The following is a 16,854-nucleotide window of genomic DNA, read 5'->3' as shown; positions in this document are numbered from 1 at the left end:
GCGCTCTGCGGCGTGTAAACGAACCCGAAGGTGGGTACGACGTGGGGGTAATCAGCGAGTTCCCGTGTGAGCTTTTAATACCCCCGGGTGTATAGTATCGAGGGAGCTGAAGTCCACAGCAGGAGGCCGAAGATGCACATCTCAACCATCGAAACCTCGAGTCTGGGAGATCGTTCCTACCTGGTCGATGACGGCGCGGTTGCGGCTGTGATCGATCCTCAGCGTGACGTAGATCGCGCGCTGGGCGCGGCAGGCGAGCGCGGTGTCACGATCACGCACGTTTTCGAAACGCATATCCACAACGACTACGTCACCGGTGGTCTCGAACTGTCCCGGGTCACCGGTGCTCAGTATGTTCTCTCGGAGATGGACGACGTCGATTTCCGGCACCGGGCAATCTCCGACGGGGAAGTGCTGAAGGTGGGAGCAATGCGGTTCCAGGCGATGCATACGCCTGGGCATACCCACCACCACCTCAGCTACGTCCTGCTCGATGAGGCAGGCGAACCGAAGGCCGTCTTCACAGGTGGCTCCCTGCTGTATGGCACGACGGGGCGTACGGATCTCCTCGGGCCAGAGCACACTACGGATCTCTCGCACAAGCAGTTCCACTCGGTACGCAAGCTTGCCGAGGAGCTTCCGCCGAACGTCGAGGTCTATCCAACTCACGGTTTCGGCAGCTTCTGTTCGGCGACGCAATCATCAGGCAACGAATCCTCCACTATCGGCGAGGAACGGCAAGCGAATCCCGCCCTGACGCATGACGAGCAAACCTACGTCGACGACCTCATGGCGGGCCTCAGTGACTATCCTGCCTACTACGCGCACATGGGGGTCATCAACAGCCAGGGGCCAGAGCCTATAGACCTGCGCGCTCCCGAACCGGTCGACGCAGCTGCGTTACGGCAGCGGATCGATGACGGTGAGTGGGTTGTTGACCTGCGTCAGCGTCGTGCGTTCGCGGCGGGGCATCTCGCGGGCACGATGGGATTCGAACTGTCGACATCGTTTGTCACCTATCTGGGCTGGCTGTACCAGTGGGGGGCGCCGATCACGCTTATCGGCGGTACGACAGAACAGGTGCTCGACGCGCGCCGCGACCTTGCGCGTATCGGGATCGACAACGTGACCGGCGCTGCTGTGAGCAGTCACGAGCATCTCGCGGACCTCGCGCTCGCGGCTAGCGATGTGCGGTCCTATCGTGTCGCGAGCTTCGCTGACCTCGCTCGCGAGAAGGATGCTCGTGAGCTTGTCGTGCTCGATGCGCGACGCAAGGATGAGCACAATGCTTCGGCTATCCCTGGTGCGCTCAACATCCCGATTCACGAGGTGCTGTCGCGGCGCGATGAAGTGCCCGATGGGGAGATCTGGGTGCATTGTGAATCGGGATATCGCGCATCGATCACTGCGTCGATTCTTGATCGCGATGGGCGCGAGATCGTTCTGATCGATGATGACTTCGACGAGGCTGGGCAGCACGGACTCATAGAGGAATCCTGATTATGTGGCTTCGAGGATGGTGCGGACAATCAGTTCCGCGCTGATACCGAAGGCGACGAGGAAGACGAGGTAGGCGAACCAGCGCTGAAGACTCTGGCCGCTGATTTTGGTGCTGAAGCGGCCGGCCACAAGTGAGCCAACGATGGCGGCTGCCGTGAAGAGCGCGGTGATCTTCAGGTCCAGTGAGACGCTGCCGATATACCCGAGCAGACCGGCTACGGAGTTCGCCGCGATGACAACCAGCGACGTCCCCACCGCAACGGGCATGGTAATCCCCAGCAGAAGAACCAATGCGGGGATGACGAGGAATCCGCCGCCCACACCGAACATGCCGGTCACGAAGCCCACACCGATACCTGCGGGGATCGATCGGCTCGAGCATCGGCGCCAATTGACCTTCGCGACACCGGTGCCAGGGTCGACTACTGTGCATGCCGTCCCAACATGATCGGGTTTGCGGAGCATGCGGATACCCGCCGCGATCATGACGATGGCAAACCCTGCTAGCAGCATGTCCTGGGGCACTGCTCGGCCGACGATGGTGCCTAGCGCTGCCGCTGGCATACCTGCAGCAGCGAAGATCGCCGCAAGACGCCAGTTAATGAGTTTCTTGCGCAGGCGCGGATACGCGCCTGTCGTTGCTGCGGCTGCCACCACAATGAGCGACATGGGAATTGCCTGGGTAACGGGCAGCCCGAGGATGTACACGAGTGCGGGGACGGCGAGTATCGCGCCCCCGCCTCCGAGGAGGCCGAGGAGCACGCCGATAACCAGTCCGATGATGGTGATGGCGGCGGCCGTTGCCATGGTGCTCCTTGGTCGCGATGGGCGAAGGCAATACCGAGAACTATACCCCCTAGGGTATCTAAGTGTCAGTCATGCAGGCCACTTCGCACGTGCTGAATCAGCGGAAGGCATTCTCGCCCGTCAGGGCTTGGCCGACGACGAGCTGGTGAATCTCGGACGTCCCCTCGTACGTGAGGACAGTCTCGAGGTTGGAGGCGTGACGCATCACCGGATACTCCAGCGTGATGCCATTGGCGCCCAAGATCGTCCGGCAGGTACGCGCGATCTCCAGGGCCTCGCGTACGTTGTTCAGCTTCCCGATGCTGACCTGTTCAGAGGTGATCTGCCCGGCGTCCTTCAGCCGGCCCAGATGCAGGGCGAGCAGCATTCCTTTCCCATATTCGAGCGCACCGTCAGCGAGCTTCGCCTGGGTCAGCTGATACGCGGCCAGCGGCTTGTCGAATACTTCGCGTGACTTCGCGTAACCGATCGCCGTCTCCAGGCAGTCTCGTGCGGACCCCATCGAACCGAAAACAATCCCGAACCGCGCCTCGGAGAGACACCCGAGAGGTGACTTCAGGCCCTTCGATTCGGGTAGGACAGCATCGTGGGGCAGTCGCACATCGTCGAACGAAAGTTCCGCCGTGACAGAGGCGCGCAACGACAGTTTGTGCTTCATCTCGTGAGCTTCAAAGCCCCTCGTATCGGTAGGGACGAGAAATCCACGTATGCCGTCTTCCGTGCGTGCCCACACGACCGCGACGTCGGCGAGCGTGCCATTCGTGATCCACATCTTCGACCCGTTGAGGAGCCAATCGTCGCCATCCCTGCGCGCACGGGTGCGCATGCCGCCAGGGTTTGACCCGAAGTCCGGTTCGGTGAGCCCGAAGCAGCCGAGCTTCTCGCCGCGCGCCATGTCTGGGAGCCATTGTTGCTTCTGATCTTCAGAGCCGTAGGCGTAGATCGCGTACATCGCGAGCGAACCCTGCACCGACATGAGGCTGCGCAGGCCCGCGTCAGCAGCCTCAATTTCGTGGCAGACCAGGCCGTACGCGGTCGCAGATACACCCGCGCACCCGTAACCGTGCAGGTGCATCCCGAGCATGCCGAGCTTCCCGAACTCTTTCGCCACCTCTCGCGCGGGAAGGGTGCCCGCCTCATACCACTCAGCGACGTGGGGGCGGAGATGCCGGTTCGCGAACTCGCGCGCCGTGGCTCGGATGTCTCTTTCTTCCTCGTTGAGCAGTGGGTCGAGGGCGAACAGTTCATTGAGCGACGTCATGCTCTATATCTACACCGTTCCCCCCGAAATCCATCTGCACATGTCAACGAAACCCCTGGTTTTTCGCCAGTTTTGTTGACCTGCGCAGATGGATTTGGGACGGGTTAGCCTGGCCGGCGAAGCGCCACAGCCAGGGCGACGGCGGTGATGCCGACGATTTCCGCGGGAGCGAGAGATTGATCGAGAATCAGCCAGCCGATGACCGCAGAGGACACCGGCAGCAACGCGAGCAGAACCGCAAAATAGGCCTGTCCGGCTTTCCGGAGAATCACCTGATCCAGCCCGTACGGAATGACGTTCGCGAAGAGACCGAGGGCAAGGCCCAGCGTCAGCACCGGCAGCAAAGGAGTGTCCGGCTGCCACGACAGCACAATCGTCAGCGCGAATGGCGACGTCAGGACCGCCGCGACGGTGAAGCCGACGGCCAGGCTCTCACGCGGGGTCCCCGCCCCCGCGACGCGTTTACCAAGAATGATGTACCCCGCCCAGCACAGTGCCGCGAGCAGCGCGAACACAATTCCGAGCGGAGAACCCGCAAGGTGCACATCCGCGATCAGCACTATCCCTGCGCCGGCCACGAGCAGAGCCACAACGTCACGCAGCGACCGAGACCCCCAGGCAGCGACCAGAATCGGACCCAGGAACTCGATAGCCACTGCCGTTCCCAATGGCAGCCGCGCGATCGCCTCGTAGAAGCTGATGTTCATGAGCGCCGTGATAGTCCCGAAAGCGGCGGCGAGTACTAACGCGCGACCTTGCCACGCGGTACGGGCGGGACGAACGACAGCAAGCAAGATCAGCGCCGCACCGAGGATGCGCAGCCAGGCGACGCCAGCAGGTGCGATGTAGCTAAAAAGGAAGACACCGGCCGCCGCGCCGACGTACATGGACGTGCCGCTGACCAGCATCAGCGCCGGCGGCAGCAGGCGATTTCGGGTTGCGTCCTGGGACGGAACCGGGGGTGTGCTCACCTGCACCACTTTCACTGAGGTGTCGATGCGCGAGCAAATGGGATTTATAGTGCCGGCCGTGCTGGAGGGCCGCACGTGCCCACGGCGCGCCGTACTGTGAACTCATGGATTTTGACGGCGAAGTCGCGGTTGTCACCGGAGCGGGAAAAGGGATCGGGGCCGCTATCGCTCGGGCTCTGAGCGTAGAGGGAGCAAAGGTCGTCATCGCGGATCTGGACGGAGCGGCCGCGTCCGAGGTCGTGAACGATCTCCCGAAGGGCTCGGCTTTCGCGGCTGAAGGTGACGTTTCGGACGGAAGCTTCCTCCGGGAGCTTTGTGATCGCGCCGAGAGAGAATTCGGGCCCGTCTCCGTGTTCGTCGCAAACGCGGGCGTCATTGGGCCAGGTGGCCTCGACGCGTCCGAAGGAGTCTGGGACCTTTCCCTCGACGTCAACGTGCGGGCGCACATCAGGGCAGCGAAAATACTGATCCCGAAGTGGCTCGCCAACGGCGGCGGGCATTTCGTCAGCATTGCCTCCGCGGCCGGCCTGCTCACCCAGCTTGGTTCGGCGCCCTATTCCGTCAGTAAGCACGCCGCGGTGGCATTCGCTGAATGGCTGGCGGTGACGTATGGCGATCGCGGCATTGGTGTTCACTGCGTGTGTCCGATGGGAGTCAACACGGACCTGCTGAACGACGCCCAACTCGGTGGTGACGAGGGTGAACTCGCTTACAAGGCAGTTACCACTGCTGGTGCCGTCCTTGATCCGGCGGACGTAGCCGACGCGGTGCTCGAGGGCATTCGCACCGGGACGTTCCTGATTTTGCCGCACCCCGAAGTGCTGGAGATGTACCGCGCGAAGTCAGCTGACCACGACCGGTGGATCGGCGGGATGCGGTGGTATCAGAAGAAGCTTTCTGGCTCGCCCAAAGAATGAGAGGCGGCATGACCGGCATGGACAACCTGGGTGACGAGTTGCTCGCCGAATTGCAGACGCAGCTCCCCAATGCGTCGATCCTGACGGACCCGGACGTCACCGAGCCGTATCGGCGTGATTGGGCCAAGGATCCCGGCGCGGGGCGCCCCCGTGCCGTTATCCGCGCAACATGCACCGAGGACGTTCAAGCGGTGATGAGATGGGCGTCGGCGCACCGGATTCCGGTCGTCCCCCGCGGGGCAGGTTCGGGGCTGTCCGGGGGCGCGACGGCTGTCGACGGCGGGGTGGTTCTCACGACGGAGCAGATGCGCAGAATCGACGTCGATCCGGTTACTCGCATCGCGGTTGTGCAACCCGGTCTGCTGAACGCCGAAGTCAAGCGTGCTGTTGCCGAGCAGGGCTTGTGGTATCCGCCGGATCCGTCGTCGTTCGAGATCTGCTCGATTGGCGGCAATGCCGCCACGAATGCGGGCGGGCTCTGCTGCGTAAAGTACGGGGTCACGACCGATTACGTCCTCGGCCTGCAGGTCGTTCTGGCCGACGGTACGGCGGTACGTTTAGGTGGCCCCCGGCTGAAGGACGTTGCGGGGTTGTCATTGACCAAACTGTTCGTCGGCAGCGAAGGCACGCTCGGAATTATCACGGAGATCACTCTTCGCCTTATCCCGCCGCAGCCTCCAGCGAGCACAGTTGTTGCGTCCTTCTCTTCCCTCGACGACGCGACGGCGTCGATTCTGGCGGTGACGCGGGTATTGCGGCCAGCGATGCTGGAGTTCATGGACCAGACCTCCATCAATGCTGTCGAGGATGCGCTGAAAATGGGGCTTGACCGGCACGCACAAGCGATGCTGATTGCGCAGTCCGATTCGCCCGGCGCGGACCGCACCCGCGAGGCGGAGTTCATCGCCGAAGCCTTCGGCCAGCACAACGCCACTGAAGTCTTCACCACGGATGACAAGGATGAAGGCGAGGCTTTCACTGCGGCGCGCCGATTCGCGATCCCGGCGGTTGAACGGAAGGGCCCCTTGCTGCTCGAAGATGTCGGCGTGCCCATCCCAGCGCTTCCGGAGCTGCTCAGCGGGATCGCGAAGATCGCGGCTAATCGGGATGTCACCGTGGCTGTGATCGCGCATGCGGGGGACGGCAACACCCATCCGCTGATCGTGCACGACCCTGCGGATGCCGACATGACGGACCGGGCTCACCTCGCCTTCGGTGAGATCATGGATCTGGCGATCGCGCTCGGCGGCACCATCACTGGTGAGCACGGTGTCGGCCGCCTGAAGAAGGCGTGGCTGCCGGATCAAGTGGGAGACGACGTCATGCTTCTGACCAGACGTATTAAAGAGGCGCTCGATCCGCAGGGGATCCTGAATCCCGGCTCGATTCTGTAGTCGGCCGACGCGGGCACTACTCGTGGGGTTGCTTTTTCTGGGCGTGTCAACGGTACAGATTCCCGGCCGAAACGTACGTTTTGACTGTGCTCACAAAAAGTGTCCCTTCCAGTCGCGGCACCGCAGGAGGGTGCGACACTGAGCACATGCGAAAGCAGTTGGGTGTCTGCAATCTATGTGAAGCAATCTGCGGCCTGGAGTACACGATCGACGCCGGACGCATCGTCTCAGTGCGCGGAAACCCCGATGATCCACTTTCTCGCGGACATATCTGCCCGAAAGCCGTCGCACTGCAGGACATTTACGACGACCCGGACCGCCTGAGAAACCCGGTGCGCCGAACGTCGCAAGGTGAGTGGGAGCCCATCAGCTGGAAGGAAGCGCTGAAGCTCGCCGCGACGAAGCTCGCTGACGTTCAGAACAACCACGGAAACGATGCGGTCGCGGTTTACCTGGGCAATCCCAACGTGCACAGCCTCGGTGCGATGACACACGGCACACAGGTCGCGAGCGCGCTGCGCACGAAGAACACGTACAGCGCAACCTCAGTGGATCAGTTGCCCCATCAGCTGGTCAGTCACCTGATGTACGGGCATCAGCTGCTGATCCCCGTCCCCGACGTCGACCGAACCGATTTCCTCCTGGTTTTCGGAGCGAATCCAATGGCGTCCAATGGCAGTCTGATGACCGTCCCCGACTTCCCGAAGCGCGTGCGTGAACTCAAAGCACGAGGCGGCAAGATCGTGCTTTTCGACCCTCGGCGTACGGAAACCGCGAAAGTGGCGACCGAGCACCACTTCGTTCGCCCCGGAACTGACGCATTCGTCTTGCTAGCGATGCTCAACGTGCTCTTCACCGAAGGGCTTACCACGCCGCCGCTGCATGCCGAGGGCGTGGATGCCCTGCGCGCCGCGGTGGACGGCTTTACGCCGGACAAAGCCGCCGAAATTACTGGCGTTTCCGCTGATGTTATTCGGTGCGTCGCACGCGAATTTGCGGAAAGCGGGGCGGCGGCCGCGTACGGCCGCATCGGAGTGTCCACGCAGGCGTTCGGGACAATCTGCGCCTGGGCGGTGCAGTGCCTGAACATCCTCACCGGCAACCTCGACCGCGCCGGCGGCGCGATGTTCACCGAACCAGCCATCGACCTCATCGAACGTGGGCTGCTGTCACGTGGTCACTTCGACAAATGGCGCAGCCGCGTCCGCGGGCTCCCCGAAGCCGGCGGCGAATTACCCGTCTCCACGCTGGCAGACGAAATCCTCACCCCCGGTGACGGTCAGGTCCGGGCACTCGTCACCATCGCGGGGAACCCTGTGCTGTCGACCCCGGACGGGAAGCGCCTGGGGGATGCCCTGAAGAGCCTGGACTTCATGGTTGCCGTCGACTACTACATCAACGAAACCACCCAGCACGCCGATCTTATTCTTCCGCCCACATCCGCGCTGGAGCGAAACCACTACGACCTCGTCTTCCATCTGCTTGCGGTGCGGAACACTGCCCGCTTCACGCCAGCCCTGTTCCCCAAACCACAAGGTGCGCGCGATGATTGGGAAATTTTCCGAGACCTGGCCCTGGGTGTCATCCATCGGCGCAAGCGTAAGCCCACGCTTGCAAAACGGCTCACGATGGAAGTGCGCTTGAGGCTCTCGCCGACCCTGACCGTGGACGGCCTGCTGCGAACGGGCCAACGCAAACTGTCGCTCAAGCAGCTGAAAGCACATCCCGAGGGAATCGATCTGGGCCCGCTGCGGCCTGTCCTGCCGGGGCGTCTCCGGACGAAGGACAAGCGCATTCAGCTCGCGCCGCAGCTGCTGCTCGATGACCTCCATCGGCTCGCGGAAGTACCCGTCGCGAGTGAGGGCGACCTCGTGCTGATTGGCCGCCGCCACCAGCGGGATTGCAACTCCTGGATGCACAACACAGAACGGCTGACCAAAGGCAGGCCGCGGCACCAGTTGCTGATCAACCCGCAGGACCTCGCTGCTCGTAACCTCATCGACGGCGAATCGGTCACTGTGACGTCGCGCGTCGGTGAGGTGACCGTGGAAGTTCAGGCTACTGACGACATGATGCCGGGTGTCGTCTCACTGCCGCACGGATACGGCCACGCCGCAAAAAACGTGAACCACCTGAATAACGCCGAGAAACTGCCGGGGGTGTCGATCAACGATCTCACTGACCCGGAGTTGCTCGATGTCAGCGGAAACGCGGCTTTCAGTGGCGTTCCGGTGCGCGTGACTGCGGCACAGTGAGATTCTTGCGGACCTCTCCGAGCAGCGCCTCCCACGACTGCTCGAACTTCGCAACGGCCTGCTTTTCCAGCAACTCGAAGACGTCGGGAAGGGCAATTCCGAGCGCGGCGAGCGATTCCATGTCTTCAGCAGCAGACGAGTAGTTCGGCGTGATGGTATCGCCGGCAATTGTGCCCTGGCTGGCGACAGCATCGATCGTGGCCAGCGGTGCGGTGTTCACCGTGCCGGCCGCGACGATTTCGGTCACGTAGCGCGCCGGGTCGTAGGCGGGGTCTTTGACTCCGGTAGACGCCCACAGCGGACGCTGCTTGTTCGCGCCTACGGCAGCCAGATCAGCCCACCGCCTGGTAGCGAACGTTTCTTCATACAACTGATAGGCGAGGCGTGCGTTGGCAATCGCGGCCCTGCCCAGCAGTGCTGTTGCTTCAGCCGAGCCGATCTCCTTCAGCTGACGATCGATTTCGGTGTCGACGCGCGAAATGAAGAATGACGCGACTGAGTGGATGGTGGACACGTCGCGCCCGTTCGCATGAGCACTCTCGAGTCCAGCGAAGTACGCCTCCATTACCTGTGCGTAACGTTGCGCCGAGAAGATCAGTGTGACGTTGACACTGATGCCCTCTGCAATCACTGAGGTAATGGCCGGCAGGCCCGCGAGGGTTGCCGGGATTTTGATCATCAGGTTCGGGCGGTCGACAAGGCGTGCCAACTCTAGGGCCTGCTTGATCGTGGCCTCCGAGTCATCAGCGAGGCGGGGATCGACTTCGAGCGAGACGCGGCCATCGACACCGCCAGTTGCGTCGAAGACCGGAGCAAGGACATCCGCGGCCTCGCGGACATCGTCGGTTGTGATTTGACGAACCGTGTCGTCGACGCTGGCGCCTGCGGCTGCGAGCGCGGTCAGCTGCTCCCGATACGCAGGTCCGTCGGACATCGCTGCCTGGAAGATTGTGGGATTCGTCGTCACTCCGACGATGTTGCGTGTCGCTACGAGTTCCGCGAGTCGGCCGGAGCGGATAAGTCCGCGGGAGAGGTCGTCGAGCCAGAGCGAAACGCCATGGGCGGAGAGTCGGGAGAGTGCGTCAGACGCGGGCAGTACGGAAGTCATTGTTCCAGGTTCCTTTCGATGAAGTGTCAATAGCTGCGAGCGACTCTTTCGCGGCAGCCACCGCGGCCTCGGCGGTGATGCCGAATTCGCGGTACAGGGTTGTGAAATCGGCTGAGGCTCCGTAGTGCTCGAGGGAGACGGTTCGTCCGAGGCGCCCGGTGAAGCGCCACCAGGGCTGGGAGATGCCAGCCTCGATGGAGACGCGCGCATCGACGGACGGTGGCAGTACCGAGTCGATGTAATCCGGATCCTGCGCATCGAACCACTCGACGCACGGCATGGAAACGACACGCACACCAATTCCCTCGCGGTGTAGTGCATCGCGAGCGGCGAGTGCGATCTGGACCTCACTGCCCGTCGCGATCAGGATCACGTCGAGGTCACCGTCGGCGTCGGCGAGAATGTATCCGCCCTGGCGCACCCCGTCGTAGTGGGTGTCAGCGAGGACGGGGACTGCCTGTCGGGTCAGGCACAACCCGACTGGTCCGGCGTGCCAGTCGCTTTGGCGTTCGATGATCGCCCGCCACGCGAATGCGGTTTCATTGGCGTCAGCAGGCCGGACAACGGCCAGGCCGGGTATGCCCCGCAACGCAGCCAGGTGTTCGACTGGCTGGTGGGTCGGGCCGTCCTCGCCGAGACCGATCGAGTCGTGTGTCCACACATAGGTGACCGGGGCTTCCATTATTGCAGCGAGCCGGACTGCGCCGCGCATGTAGTCCGAGAAAGTCAGGAAAGTGCCGCCGTACGGCCGGGTCGGGCCGTGAAGGGCAATGCCCGTCAGGATTGCGCCCATTGCGTGTTCGCGAACCCCGAAATGCAGTGTCCGGCCGTAGGGCTGAGCTTTCCACTGCCTCGTCTCCGCTGCAGCCGGCCCGAATGAATCCGAACCGGCGATGGTGGTGTTATTTGATTCGGCGAGGTCCGCGGAACCGCCCCACAGTTCGGGCAGTACGGTTCCGAGCGCTGACAGAACTTTGCCTGAAGCGGCGCGTGTTGCCATCCCTTTCGCGTCGCGTTCCCACGAAGGCAGGACGCTCGCCCATGCGTCGGGCAATTCCCGGCTGCAGAGACGGTCATACAGTGCCTTACGCTCCGGGTTGTCGGCTGCCCACGCGTCGAAGGCATGCTGCCATTTGGTCTTCGCGGCGGCTCCGCGGTCGCGGACTGAGCGTGTATGCGCGAGGACTGCATCGCCCACCTCGAAGGACTCCGACGGGTCGAAGCCGAGTGTCCTTTTGATCGCCGCGACTTCCTCTTCGCCGAGCGCGGCGCCGTGGACTTTGCCGGTGTTCATTAGCTTCGGCGCGGGATAGCCGATCACGGTGCGCAGCTGTATGAAGGATGGGCGTGATGTTTCAGCCTGTGCTCGAGTGATGGCATCGAGGATGCCCGCGACGTTCTCGCCACCGTCGACCTTCTGCACGTGCCAGCCGTACGCTTCGTAGCGCGCCGCGACGTCTTCGCTGAGGGCGATTCTCGTGTCGTCTTCGATCGAGATCTGATTGTCGTCGTAGAAGACGATGAGGTTGCCGAGTTGCTGGCGTCCAGCGAGAGACGAAGCTTCCGCAGTGATGCCCTCTTCGATGTCTCCGTCTGAAGCTATGACGTAAATGAAGTGGTCGAACAGGGATTCACCAGCAGCGGGAACCGGATCGAACAATCCACGTTCACGCCGCGCGGCTATTGCCATTCCGACTGCGGACGCCAGGCCCTGCCCGAGTGGCCCTGTCGTGATCTCCACACCTGCCGTGTGGTGCAGCTCTGGGTGTCCCGGGGTGAGAGATCCCCACGTGCGCAGCGACTTGAGGTCGTCGAGTCCGAGGCCGTATCCAGCGAGGTAGAGCTGGATGTACAGCGTGAGCGACGAGTGCCCGCAGGACAGAACGAATCGGTCGCGGCCAGCCCACGTGGGATCCGCGGGGTCGTGCCGCATCACACGCTGAAACAAGGTGTACGCCAAGGGCGCGAGGGACATTGCAGTCCCGGGGTGTCCGTGCCCGGCCTTCTGAACCGCGTCGGCGGCGAGCACACGCGCGGTGTCGACCGTGTGAGTCTCCACAGCCGTCCAGTCTGTGGGGACGTTTCGCGCTGTCAGCGCCGGGATATCGGCGGGGGATGTCATCAAGAGACCTTTCTGGGGTGAGCGGGCGAGGCTGCCTTGTGTGTGGAGAAGCCTGTCGCTGAGCCTCGCGGCGACTTCAGTATGTTGGTGGGGGAATCATATGTGCAACCATTGTGCTCATATGAGCACGATAGGATTGCCGAATGGCGTCAGGCATGGGACCCGACGAGCTTGTCCGGCTCGCACATATCGCTCGGCAGCACTTCGTAGCAGGAAAAACCCGGATCGAGATTGCTGAGGAACTCGGCCTCAGCCGGTTCAAGGTCGGGCGGCTCCTCGATGACGCCATCAACTCGGGAATTATCCGGTTTGAGATCGCGGTTCCAGGACCGATCGACGATGAGAGGTCGTCTGCTCTTCAGCGGCAGTACGCACTTAAACGTGCGGTGGTTGTGCGAACGCCCACGGAACTGCCGGATGCAGTTCAGGAACAACTCGGCCGCGTCGGGGCCGACTTGCTGCGAGAGATCGCGGGCCCGGACGACATTCTCGGCTTAACGGCCGGGCGAACCCTCAACCAGCTCGGCCAGGCGCTGTCGTCGTTCGCGATCGGGGAGGTCGTGCAACTCGCTGGCGTCGCGGGGCCGGTGCATGCGACGGGCGTAGAGGTTATCCGGCGTGTGAGCAGCGTCGCGCACGGTCGCGCGTGGACGCTGTACGCGCCACTGATTGCATCCGACATCGCTGCGGCGGAGGCGATTCGCCGTCAGCATGACGTCGCCCAGACTCTTAGGCAGTTCGACCGAGTAACCGTCGCGCTCGTGGCGATCGGCAGCTGGGATCCTCCCGATTCGCAGTTCTACGACAACTTGGGAATCACGCTGGCGCGACGGAACGCGCTGGAAGACAAAGGCGTCGTGGCCGACATTGGTGCCATCCTCATCGATGGCCAAGGCCGGGTTGTTGATGACGTCCAGCAGCAATGTATCTCTATCGACGCAGCAGGGTTGCGTCGAATTCCTGAGGTTGTCGGTATTGCGGGAGGCGGGCGGAAAACCGGCGCGGTTCGCGCCGCGCTGGCGTCAGGCCTGATCGACTCGCTCGTGACTGACTCTGCCCTGGCCGCGCGGTTGCTGGAGGAGTAGACGTCGAATGGACGGGTTTTGTTCTGTCGCTGCGAGGTGGGCGCAACGATCATCGGTCGGAGCGCGACTCTGTTTTCCCGTCCCCGAACGCTTCGTCACGTTCACGCACGGCGTGCCGGAAACCCTCAGTCATTGACCGCATCTGGAACTCGTACCCCTCGCGGGTGTGGCGCGAGATACCGTCGAAGACGGTGCTGATCATGGTGGAGTTTGCGACTCCCTGAGCGATCAGTGCGCTGTTGAGTGCAAGCTTCGCCATGATCAGCTGGTTGATGGGCATCATGGCGATGCGTTCCAGCAACGCTTCCGTCCGCTCGTCCAGGTTCTCGACGGGGCAGGATTCGACTGCAAGCCCCCATTCCGCAGCTTGCTTCCCAGTGAGGCAATCACCAGTGAGCAGCAGTCGCTTCGCGCGCTGATCGCCGAGCCTGTGAGCCCACATTCCGGCGGCGGGAATGCCCCACACGCGGGTTGGCGGATAGCCGATCTTCGTGTCATCCGCGCAAATGATCTGATCGGCGTACAGCGCGATATCGGTTCCGCCTGCAACGCAGAAGCCGTGCAGCTTCGCGACGACCGGCTTGTTGGCGTGGAGCAGGCTGGAGAACCCACGGTTGAAGCGGCTCATCATGGCGTAGTCGACCATGGGATCCCAGGTGTTGCCTGGAATATGGTTGCGTGCCTGCACAACTGGGTCGAGCACGGTTCCCTCGGTGTGCTGCCCAGATTCGGCCTGAAAGCCCGCTTCAGCGAAGATACCGAGGTCGTAGCCCCCGCAGAAACCTTTCCCGCGCCCCGACACGACCGTGACGTGGATCCGCGGATCGAGGTCTGCACGTTCGATGGCGTGCGCGAGGTCAAGTGGGGTGTCGGCGGTGATGGCGTTTCCGCGCTCTGGACGGTTGAAGGTAATTCGCGCGATGCGTCCGTCGCGCGTGTAGGTCAGTGTGGGGTAGGTGGCCTCATCGGCGGGCTCCGGTCTGCCTTCATAGAGCCCGTTGGACGGTTCTCGCCATCCCGCGGGTCTGTTGCCGAAAGCATCACCGTTATGCGAAGTTTCCATGTCGGCCCTCCCCTGAAGCGAACCTTCCAGCACCTGTGAAGGTATCGGCAGAAATAGAGATCATGCCCCGCTGCCACTCGTTGACCAGGGCCTGCTGCGGGGTGAGTGACTCTTGTTCATAGCTGGACAATCGATCCTGACGCATGCAGGTTTGCGGGAAAGCAGCTATCTTGCTGGCCAGATCGATCGCGGTGTCGAGAACGTTGCCGGGTTCGCTGACTCGGTTTACGAGTCCCATGCGCAACGCTTCCTCGACCTCCACAGCTCGGCCAGTCAGGATCATGTCCAGCGCGTGTGAGTGGCCGATCAGCCGGGGGAGGCGCACGGTGCCGCCGTCGATCAGCGGCACTCCCCACCGTCGGCAGAACACGCCAAACACCGCGGCAGGGTCCGCGACGCGGAGGTCCGCCCAGATCGCCAGCTCGAGTCCGCCGGCGACAGCGTAGCCCTCGACGGCCGCGATGACGGGCTTGCTCAGCAACAGCCGCGTGGGTCCCATGCCAGCGGGCCCATACTCGTGCGGCTGGGAAATCTGCACATCCCCTCGTGCGACTGCTTTGAGGTCGGCACCTGCGCAGAAGGTCCCGCCAGCACCGTAGAGAATCGCAACTGATGCGGTGTCGTCACGATCGAACTCGTGGAACGCCTCGGTCAGTTCTCGCGCATGATGATGGTCGATCGCGTTGCGGACGTCGGGCCGGTCAATCGTCACGATGGTGACGGGGCCGCGCTTGCTGACGGTGATGCTCATGCCGACACCTTCGGTGTCGCACGGTCGATGATCGTTCCGGTATCGATCCCGGTAGGCAGTGTTCCGAAGACGTTACCGTGCTCACCGCCTAGTCTGCTGCGCGTAAATGCCTCGGCGACGGCAGGATTTCCGTACCGGACGAGCAGTGCGCCCTGGAGCACTTGTGCCATGCGGCCAACGACATGCCGTGCGCGGTACTGCAGCGTGTCAAAGTCGCTGAACTGGGATTTCAGGTCAGCGAGGGCAGTGCGGACATGGTCAGAGCCAGAAGCTTGCTCGATCTCGTCAAAGAAAACCGACAAGGTGTCTGGCTGTTTCGCGAGGGCGCGGAGCATGTCAAGCGCTGCGACGTTGCCCGATCCTTCCCAGATCGATAGCAGCGGTGCCTCGCGGTAGAGCCGCGGCATCCGCGATTCCTCGACGTAACCGTTGCCGCCGAGGCATTCGAGGGCTTCTGCCGCGTGGATGGGGCCGCGTTTGCAGACGTAGTACTTACTCACCGCGAGCCCGATGCGCCGCAGCGCGCGCGAACGTTCGTCCGAATTGTCGACCAGTGAGGCGAGCCAGAGGCCGGCGAGCGTTGCACCTTCCGCTTCGACGGCGAGGTCAGCCAGTACGTTCTGCATCAACGGCTGATCGGCGAGGTAATTGCCGAAGGCTTTGCGGTGCGCCGCGTGATGGACGGCCTGCTGGACGCCCACCCTCATCAGGGTGCCGGTCGCGAGGGTGCAGTCCAGCCTGGTCATGTTGACCATTTCGATGATGGTGGGGACGCCGCGGCCTTCCTCGCCCACGAGGAACCCGACGGTGTTGTCGTATTCGACTTCACTGGACGCGTTTGACCGATTGCCCAGCTTGTCCTTGAGACGCTGGAGGGAGAAGGCGTTGCGGGTGCCGTCCGGCAGGACACGCGGCACAAGGAAGCATGTCACTCCTGCGTCCGATTGTGCGAGCGTCAGAAACAGGTCGGACATCGGGGCTGACGTGAACCATTTGTGCCCGGTGATCCGGTAGGTGCCGTCAGATTGCCGAACCGCGGTCGTTGTATTGGCGCGAACATCGGATCCGCCCTGTTTCTCCGTCATCGACATGCCGGCTATCAGTGCGCGTTTGGACAGCGGCGCACGAAGGCCGGGGTCGTATTCCTTCGCTGTCAGTCCTGGCTCGTAGTGCCTGGCGAGATCTGGGGTGGTGCGCAGTGCGGGGATCACCGCGTACGTCATGGATATAGGGCAGAGGTGGCCAGGATCTGCCTGCCCCCAGATGAGCATTTTCGCTGCGCGGATGAGGTGGGCGTTCGGCCGGTCCTCGGACCATGGTGAGCCGTGGAGTCCGAAGCCCGTGGCGTACCGCATGAGCTGGTGATAGCTCGGGTCGTAGACGACTTCGTCGATTCGGTTGCCGTATCGATCGTGCGTTTTGAGGACGGGGTGGTGGGCTTCAGCGAGGTCGCCGAGCTCGATCACGGCGTCGCTGCCTGCGAGTGCGCCGACTTCGTGCAGTTCCGCGAGGGCACCTCGTGCACCTGCCTGAGCGAGCACATCAGCGATGACGGGATAGTCGGCGGGGTTGTAACCGGCGAGGGGCGGAACCTGGTTGAAGACTGAGTGTGTGGGCATG

The 16,854-nt window shown here is 62.9% G+C and carries 13 protein-coding genes; 5 read left to right on the top strand and 8 right to left on the bottom strand.

What is annotated here, in order from left to right:
- Positions 1 to 132: 132 nt before the first annotated feature.
- On the top strand, positions 133 to 1,500 hold the full coding sequence (locus AS9A_RS16475) for an MBL fold metallo-hydrolase (RefSeq protein WP_013808230.1): 1,368 nt from the start codon (positions 133 to 135) through the stop codon (positions 1,498 to 1,500).
- On the opposite strand, the gene AS9A_RS16470 is transcribed toward AS9A_RS16475, so the two are convergent.
- From AS9A_RS16470 to AS9A_RS16460, 3 genes are all read right to left on the bottom strand, one after another.
- Positions 1,501 to 2,307, bottom strand: coding sequence for a sulfite exporter TauE/SafE family protein (locus tag AS9A_RS16470; protein WP_013808229.1), 807 nt, complete (start codon positions 2,305 to 2,307; stop codon positions 1,501 to 1,503). It abuts the gene before it with no gap.
- Between the two features lie 97 nt (positions 2,308 to 2,404).
- Complete coding sequence (locus AS9A_RS16465; protein WP_013808228.1) at positions 2,405 to 3,568, bottom strand: acyl-CoA dehydrogenase family protein; 1,164 nt, start codon at positions 3,566 to 3,568, stop codon at positions 2,405 to 2,407.
- 104 nt (positions 3,569 to 3,672) lie between these two features.
- A complete protein-coding gene (locus AS9A_RS16460; RefSeq protein WP_013808227.1) occupies positions 3,673 to 4,476 on the bottom strand; it encodes an EamA family transporter in 804 nt (267 codons plus the stop codon).
- A 167-nt stretch (positions 4,477 to 4,643) separates the two neighbouring features.
- Here AS9A_RS16460 and AS9A_RS16455 point away from each other — a divergent pair, with 167 nt between their 5' ends.
- The 3 genes from AS9A_RS16455 (at position 4,644) to AS9A_RS16445 (ending at position 9,105) form a co-directional block, all read left to right on the top strand.
- Positions 4,644 to 5,456, top strand: coding sequence for an SDR family oxidoreductase (locus tag AS9A_RS16455; RefSeq protein WP_013808226.1), 813 nt, complete (start codon positions 4,644 to 4,646; stop codon positions 5,454 to 5,456).
- A gap of 8 nt (positions 5,457 to 5,464) precedes the next feature.
- On the top strand, positions 5,465 to 6,850 hold the full coding sequence (locus AS9A_RS16450) for an FAD-binding oxidoreductase (protein WP_013808225.1): 1,386 nt from the start codon (positions 5,465 to 5,467) through the stop codon (positions 6,848 to 6,850).
- Positions 6,851 to 6,996: 146 nt separating this feature from the next.
- Positions 6,997 to 9,105: a molybdopterin-dependent oxidoreductase gene (locus tag AS9A_RS16445; RefSeq protein ID WP_013808224.1), complete on the top strand. Its 2,109-nt coding sequence runs from the start codon at positions 6,997 to 6,999 to the stop codon at positions 9,103 to 9,105.
- Here AS9A_RS16445 and tal read toward each other — a convergent pair.
- Both tal and tkt read right to left on the bottom strand, forming a co-directional pair.
- Complete coding sequence (gene tal, locus AS9A_RS16440) at positions 9,068 to 10,213, bottom strand: transaldolase (protein ID WP_013808223.1); 1,146 nt, start codon at positions 10,211 to 10,213, stop codon at positions 9,068 to 9,070. The two genes, AS9A_RS16445 and tal, sit on opposite strands and share 38 nt — an antisense overlap.
- Entirely contained in the window at positions 10,188 to 12,335 is a 2,148-nt protein-coding gene (gene tkt, locus AS9A_RS16435) for a transketolase (RefSeq protein WP_013808222.1), read from the bottom strand. Before tkt ends, tal begins: the two co-directional genes overlap by 26 nt.
- A gap of 143 nt (positions 12,336 to 12,478) precedes the next feature.
- Here tkt and AS9A_RS16430 point away from each other — a divergent pair, with 143 nt between their 5' ends.
- A complete protein-coding gene (locus AS9A_RS16430) occupies positions 12,479 to 13,420 on the top strand; it encodes a sugar-binding transcriptional regulator (RefSeq protein ID WP_013808221.1) in 942 nt (313 codons plus the stop codon).
- A gap of 49 nt (positions 13,421 to 13,469) precedes the next feature.
- On the opposite strand, the gene AS9A_RS16425 is transcribed toward AS9A_RS16430, so the two are convergent.
- From AS9A_RS16425 to AS9A_RS16415, 3 genes are read right to left on the bottom strand one after another with little or no spacing between them, the layout of a single operon-like run.
- A complete protein-coding gene (locus tag AS9A_RS16425; RefSeq protein WP_013808220.1) occupies positions 13,470 to 14,483 on the bottom strand; it encodes a crotonase/enoyl-CoA hydratase family protein in 1,014 nt (337 codons plus the stop codon).
- Positions 14,467 to 15,234: a crotonase/enoyl-CoA hydratase family protein gene (locus tag AS9A_RS16420; protein ID WP_013808219.1), complete on the bottom strand. Its 768-nt coding sequence runs from the start codon at positions 15,232 to 15,234 to the stop codon at positions 14,467 to 14,469. Before AS9A_RS16420 ends, AS9A_RS16425 begins: the two co-directional genes overlap by 17 nt.
- Entirely contained in the window at positions 15,231 to 16,853 is a 1,623-nt protein-coding gene (locus tag AS9A_RS16415) for an acyl-CoA dehydrogenase family protein (protein ID WP_013808218.1), read from the bottom strand. The genes AS9A_RS16420 and AS9A_RS16415 overlap by 4 nt, the downstream gene beginning before the upstream one ends.
- Between the last annotated feature and the right edge of the window lies 1 nt (position 16,854).

The sequence above is a fragment of the Hoyosella subflava DQS3-9A1 genome (assembly GCF_000214175.1).
In the GTDB taxonomy this organism is placed as follows: domain Bacteria; phylum Actinomycetota; class Actinomycetes; order Mycobacteriales; family Mycobacteriaceae; genus Hoyosella; species Hoyosella subflava.
This window is presented reverse-complemented; position numbering and strand designations above follow the sequence as displayed.

Excerpts from the sequence above, each read along its gene's own strand:
- AS9A_RS16475 (WP_013808230.1), top strand. The coding sequence starts at position 133 with ATGCACATCTCAACCATCGAAACCTCGAGTCTGGGAGATCGTTCCTAC.
- AS9A_RS16470 (WP_013808229.1), bottom strand. The coding sequence starts at position 2,307 with ATGGCAACGGCCGCCGCCATCACCATCATCGGACTGGTTATCGGCGTG.
- AS9A_RS16465 (WP_013808228.1), bottom strand. The coding sequence starts at position 3,568 with ATGACGTCGCTCAATGAACTGTTCGCCCTCGACCCACTGCTCAACGAG.
- AS9A_RS16460 (WP_013808227.1), bottom strand. The coding sequence starts at position 4,476 with ATGCTGGTCAGCGGCACGTCCATGTACGTCGGCGCGGCGGCCGGTGTC.
- AS9A_RS16455 (WP_013808226.1), top strand. The coding sequence starts at position 4,644 with ATGGATTTTGACGGCGAAGTCGCGGTTGTCACCGGAGCGGGAAAAGGG.
- AS9A_RS16450 (WP_013808225.1), top strand. The coding sequence starts at position 5,465 with ATGACCGGCATGGACAACCTGGGTGACGAGTTGCTCGCCGAATTGCAG.
- AS9A_RS16445 (WP_013808224.1), top strand. The coding sequence starts at position 6,997 with ATGCGAAAGCAGTTGGGTGTCTGCAATCTATGTGAAGCAATCTGCGGC.
- tal (WP_013808223.1), bottom strand. The coding sequence starts at position 10,213 with ATGACTTCCGTACTGCCCGCGTCTGACGCACTCTCCCGACTCTCCGCC.
- tkt (WP_013808222.1), bottom strand. The coding sequence starts at position 12,335 with ATGACATCCCCCGCCGATATCCCGGCGCTGACAGCGCGAAACGTCCCC.
- AS9A_RS16430 (WP_013808221.1), top strand. The coding sequence starts at position 12,479 with ATGGCGTCAGGCATGGGACCCGACGAGCTTGTCCGGCTCGCACATATC.
- AS9A_RS16425 (WP_013808220.1), bottom strand. The coding sequence starts at position 14,483 with ATGGAAACTTCGCATAACGGTGATGCTTTCGGCAACAGACCCGCGGGA.
- AS9A_RS16420 (WP_013808219.1), bottom strand. The coding sequence starts at position 15,234 with ATGAGCATCACCGTCAGCAAGCGCGGCCCCGTCACCATCGTGACGATT.
- AS9A_RS16415 (WP_013808218.1), bottom strand. The coding sequence starts at position 16,853 with ATGCCCACACACTCAGTCTTCAACCAGGTTCCGCCCCTCGCCGGTTAC.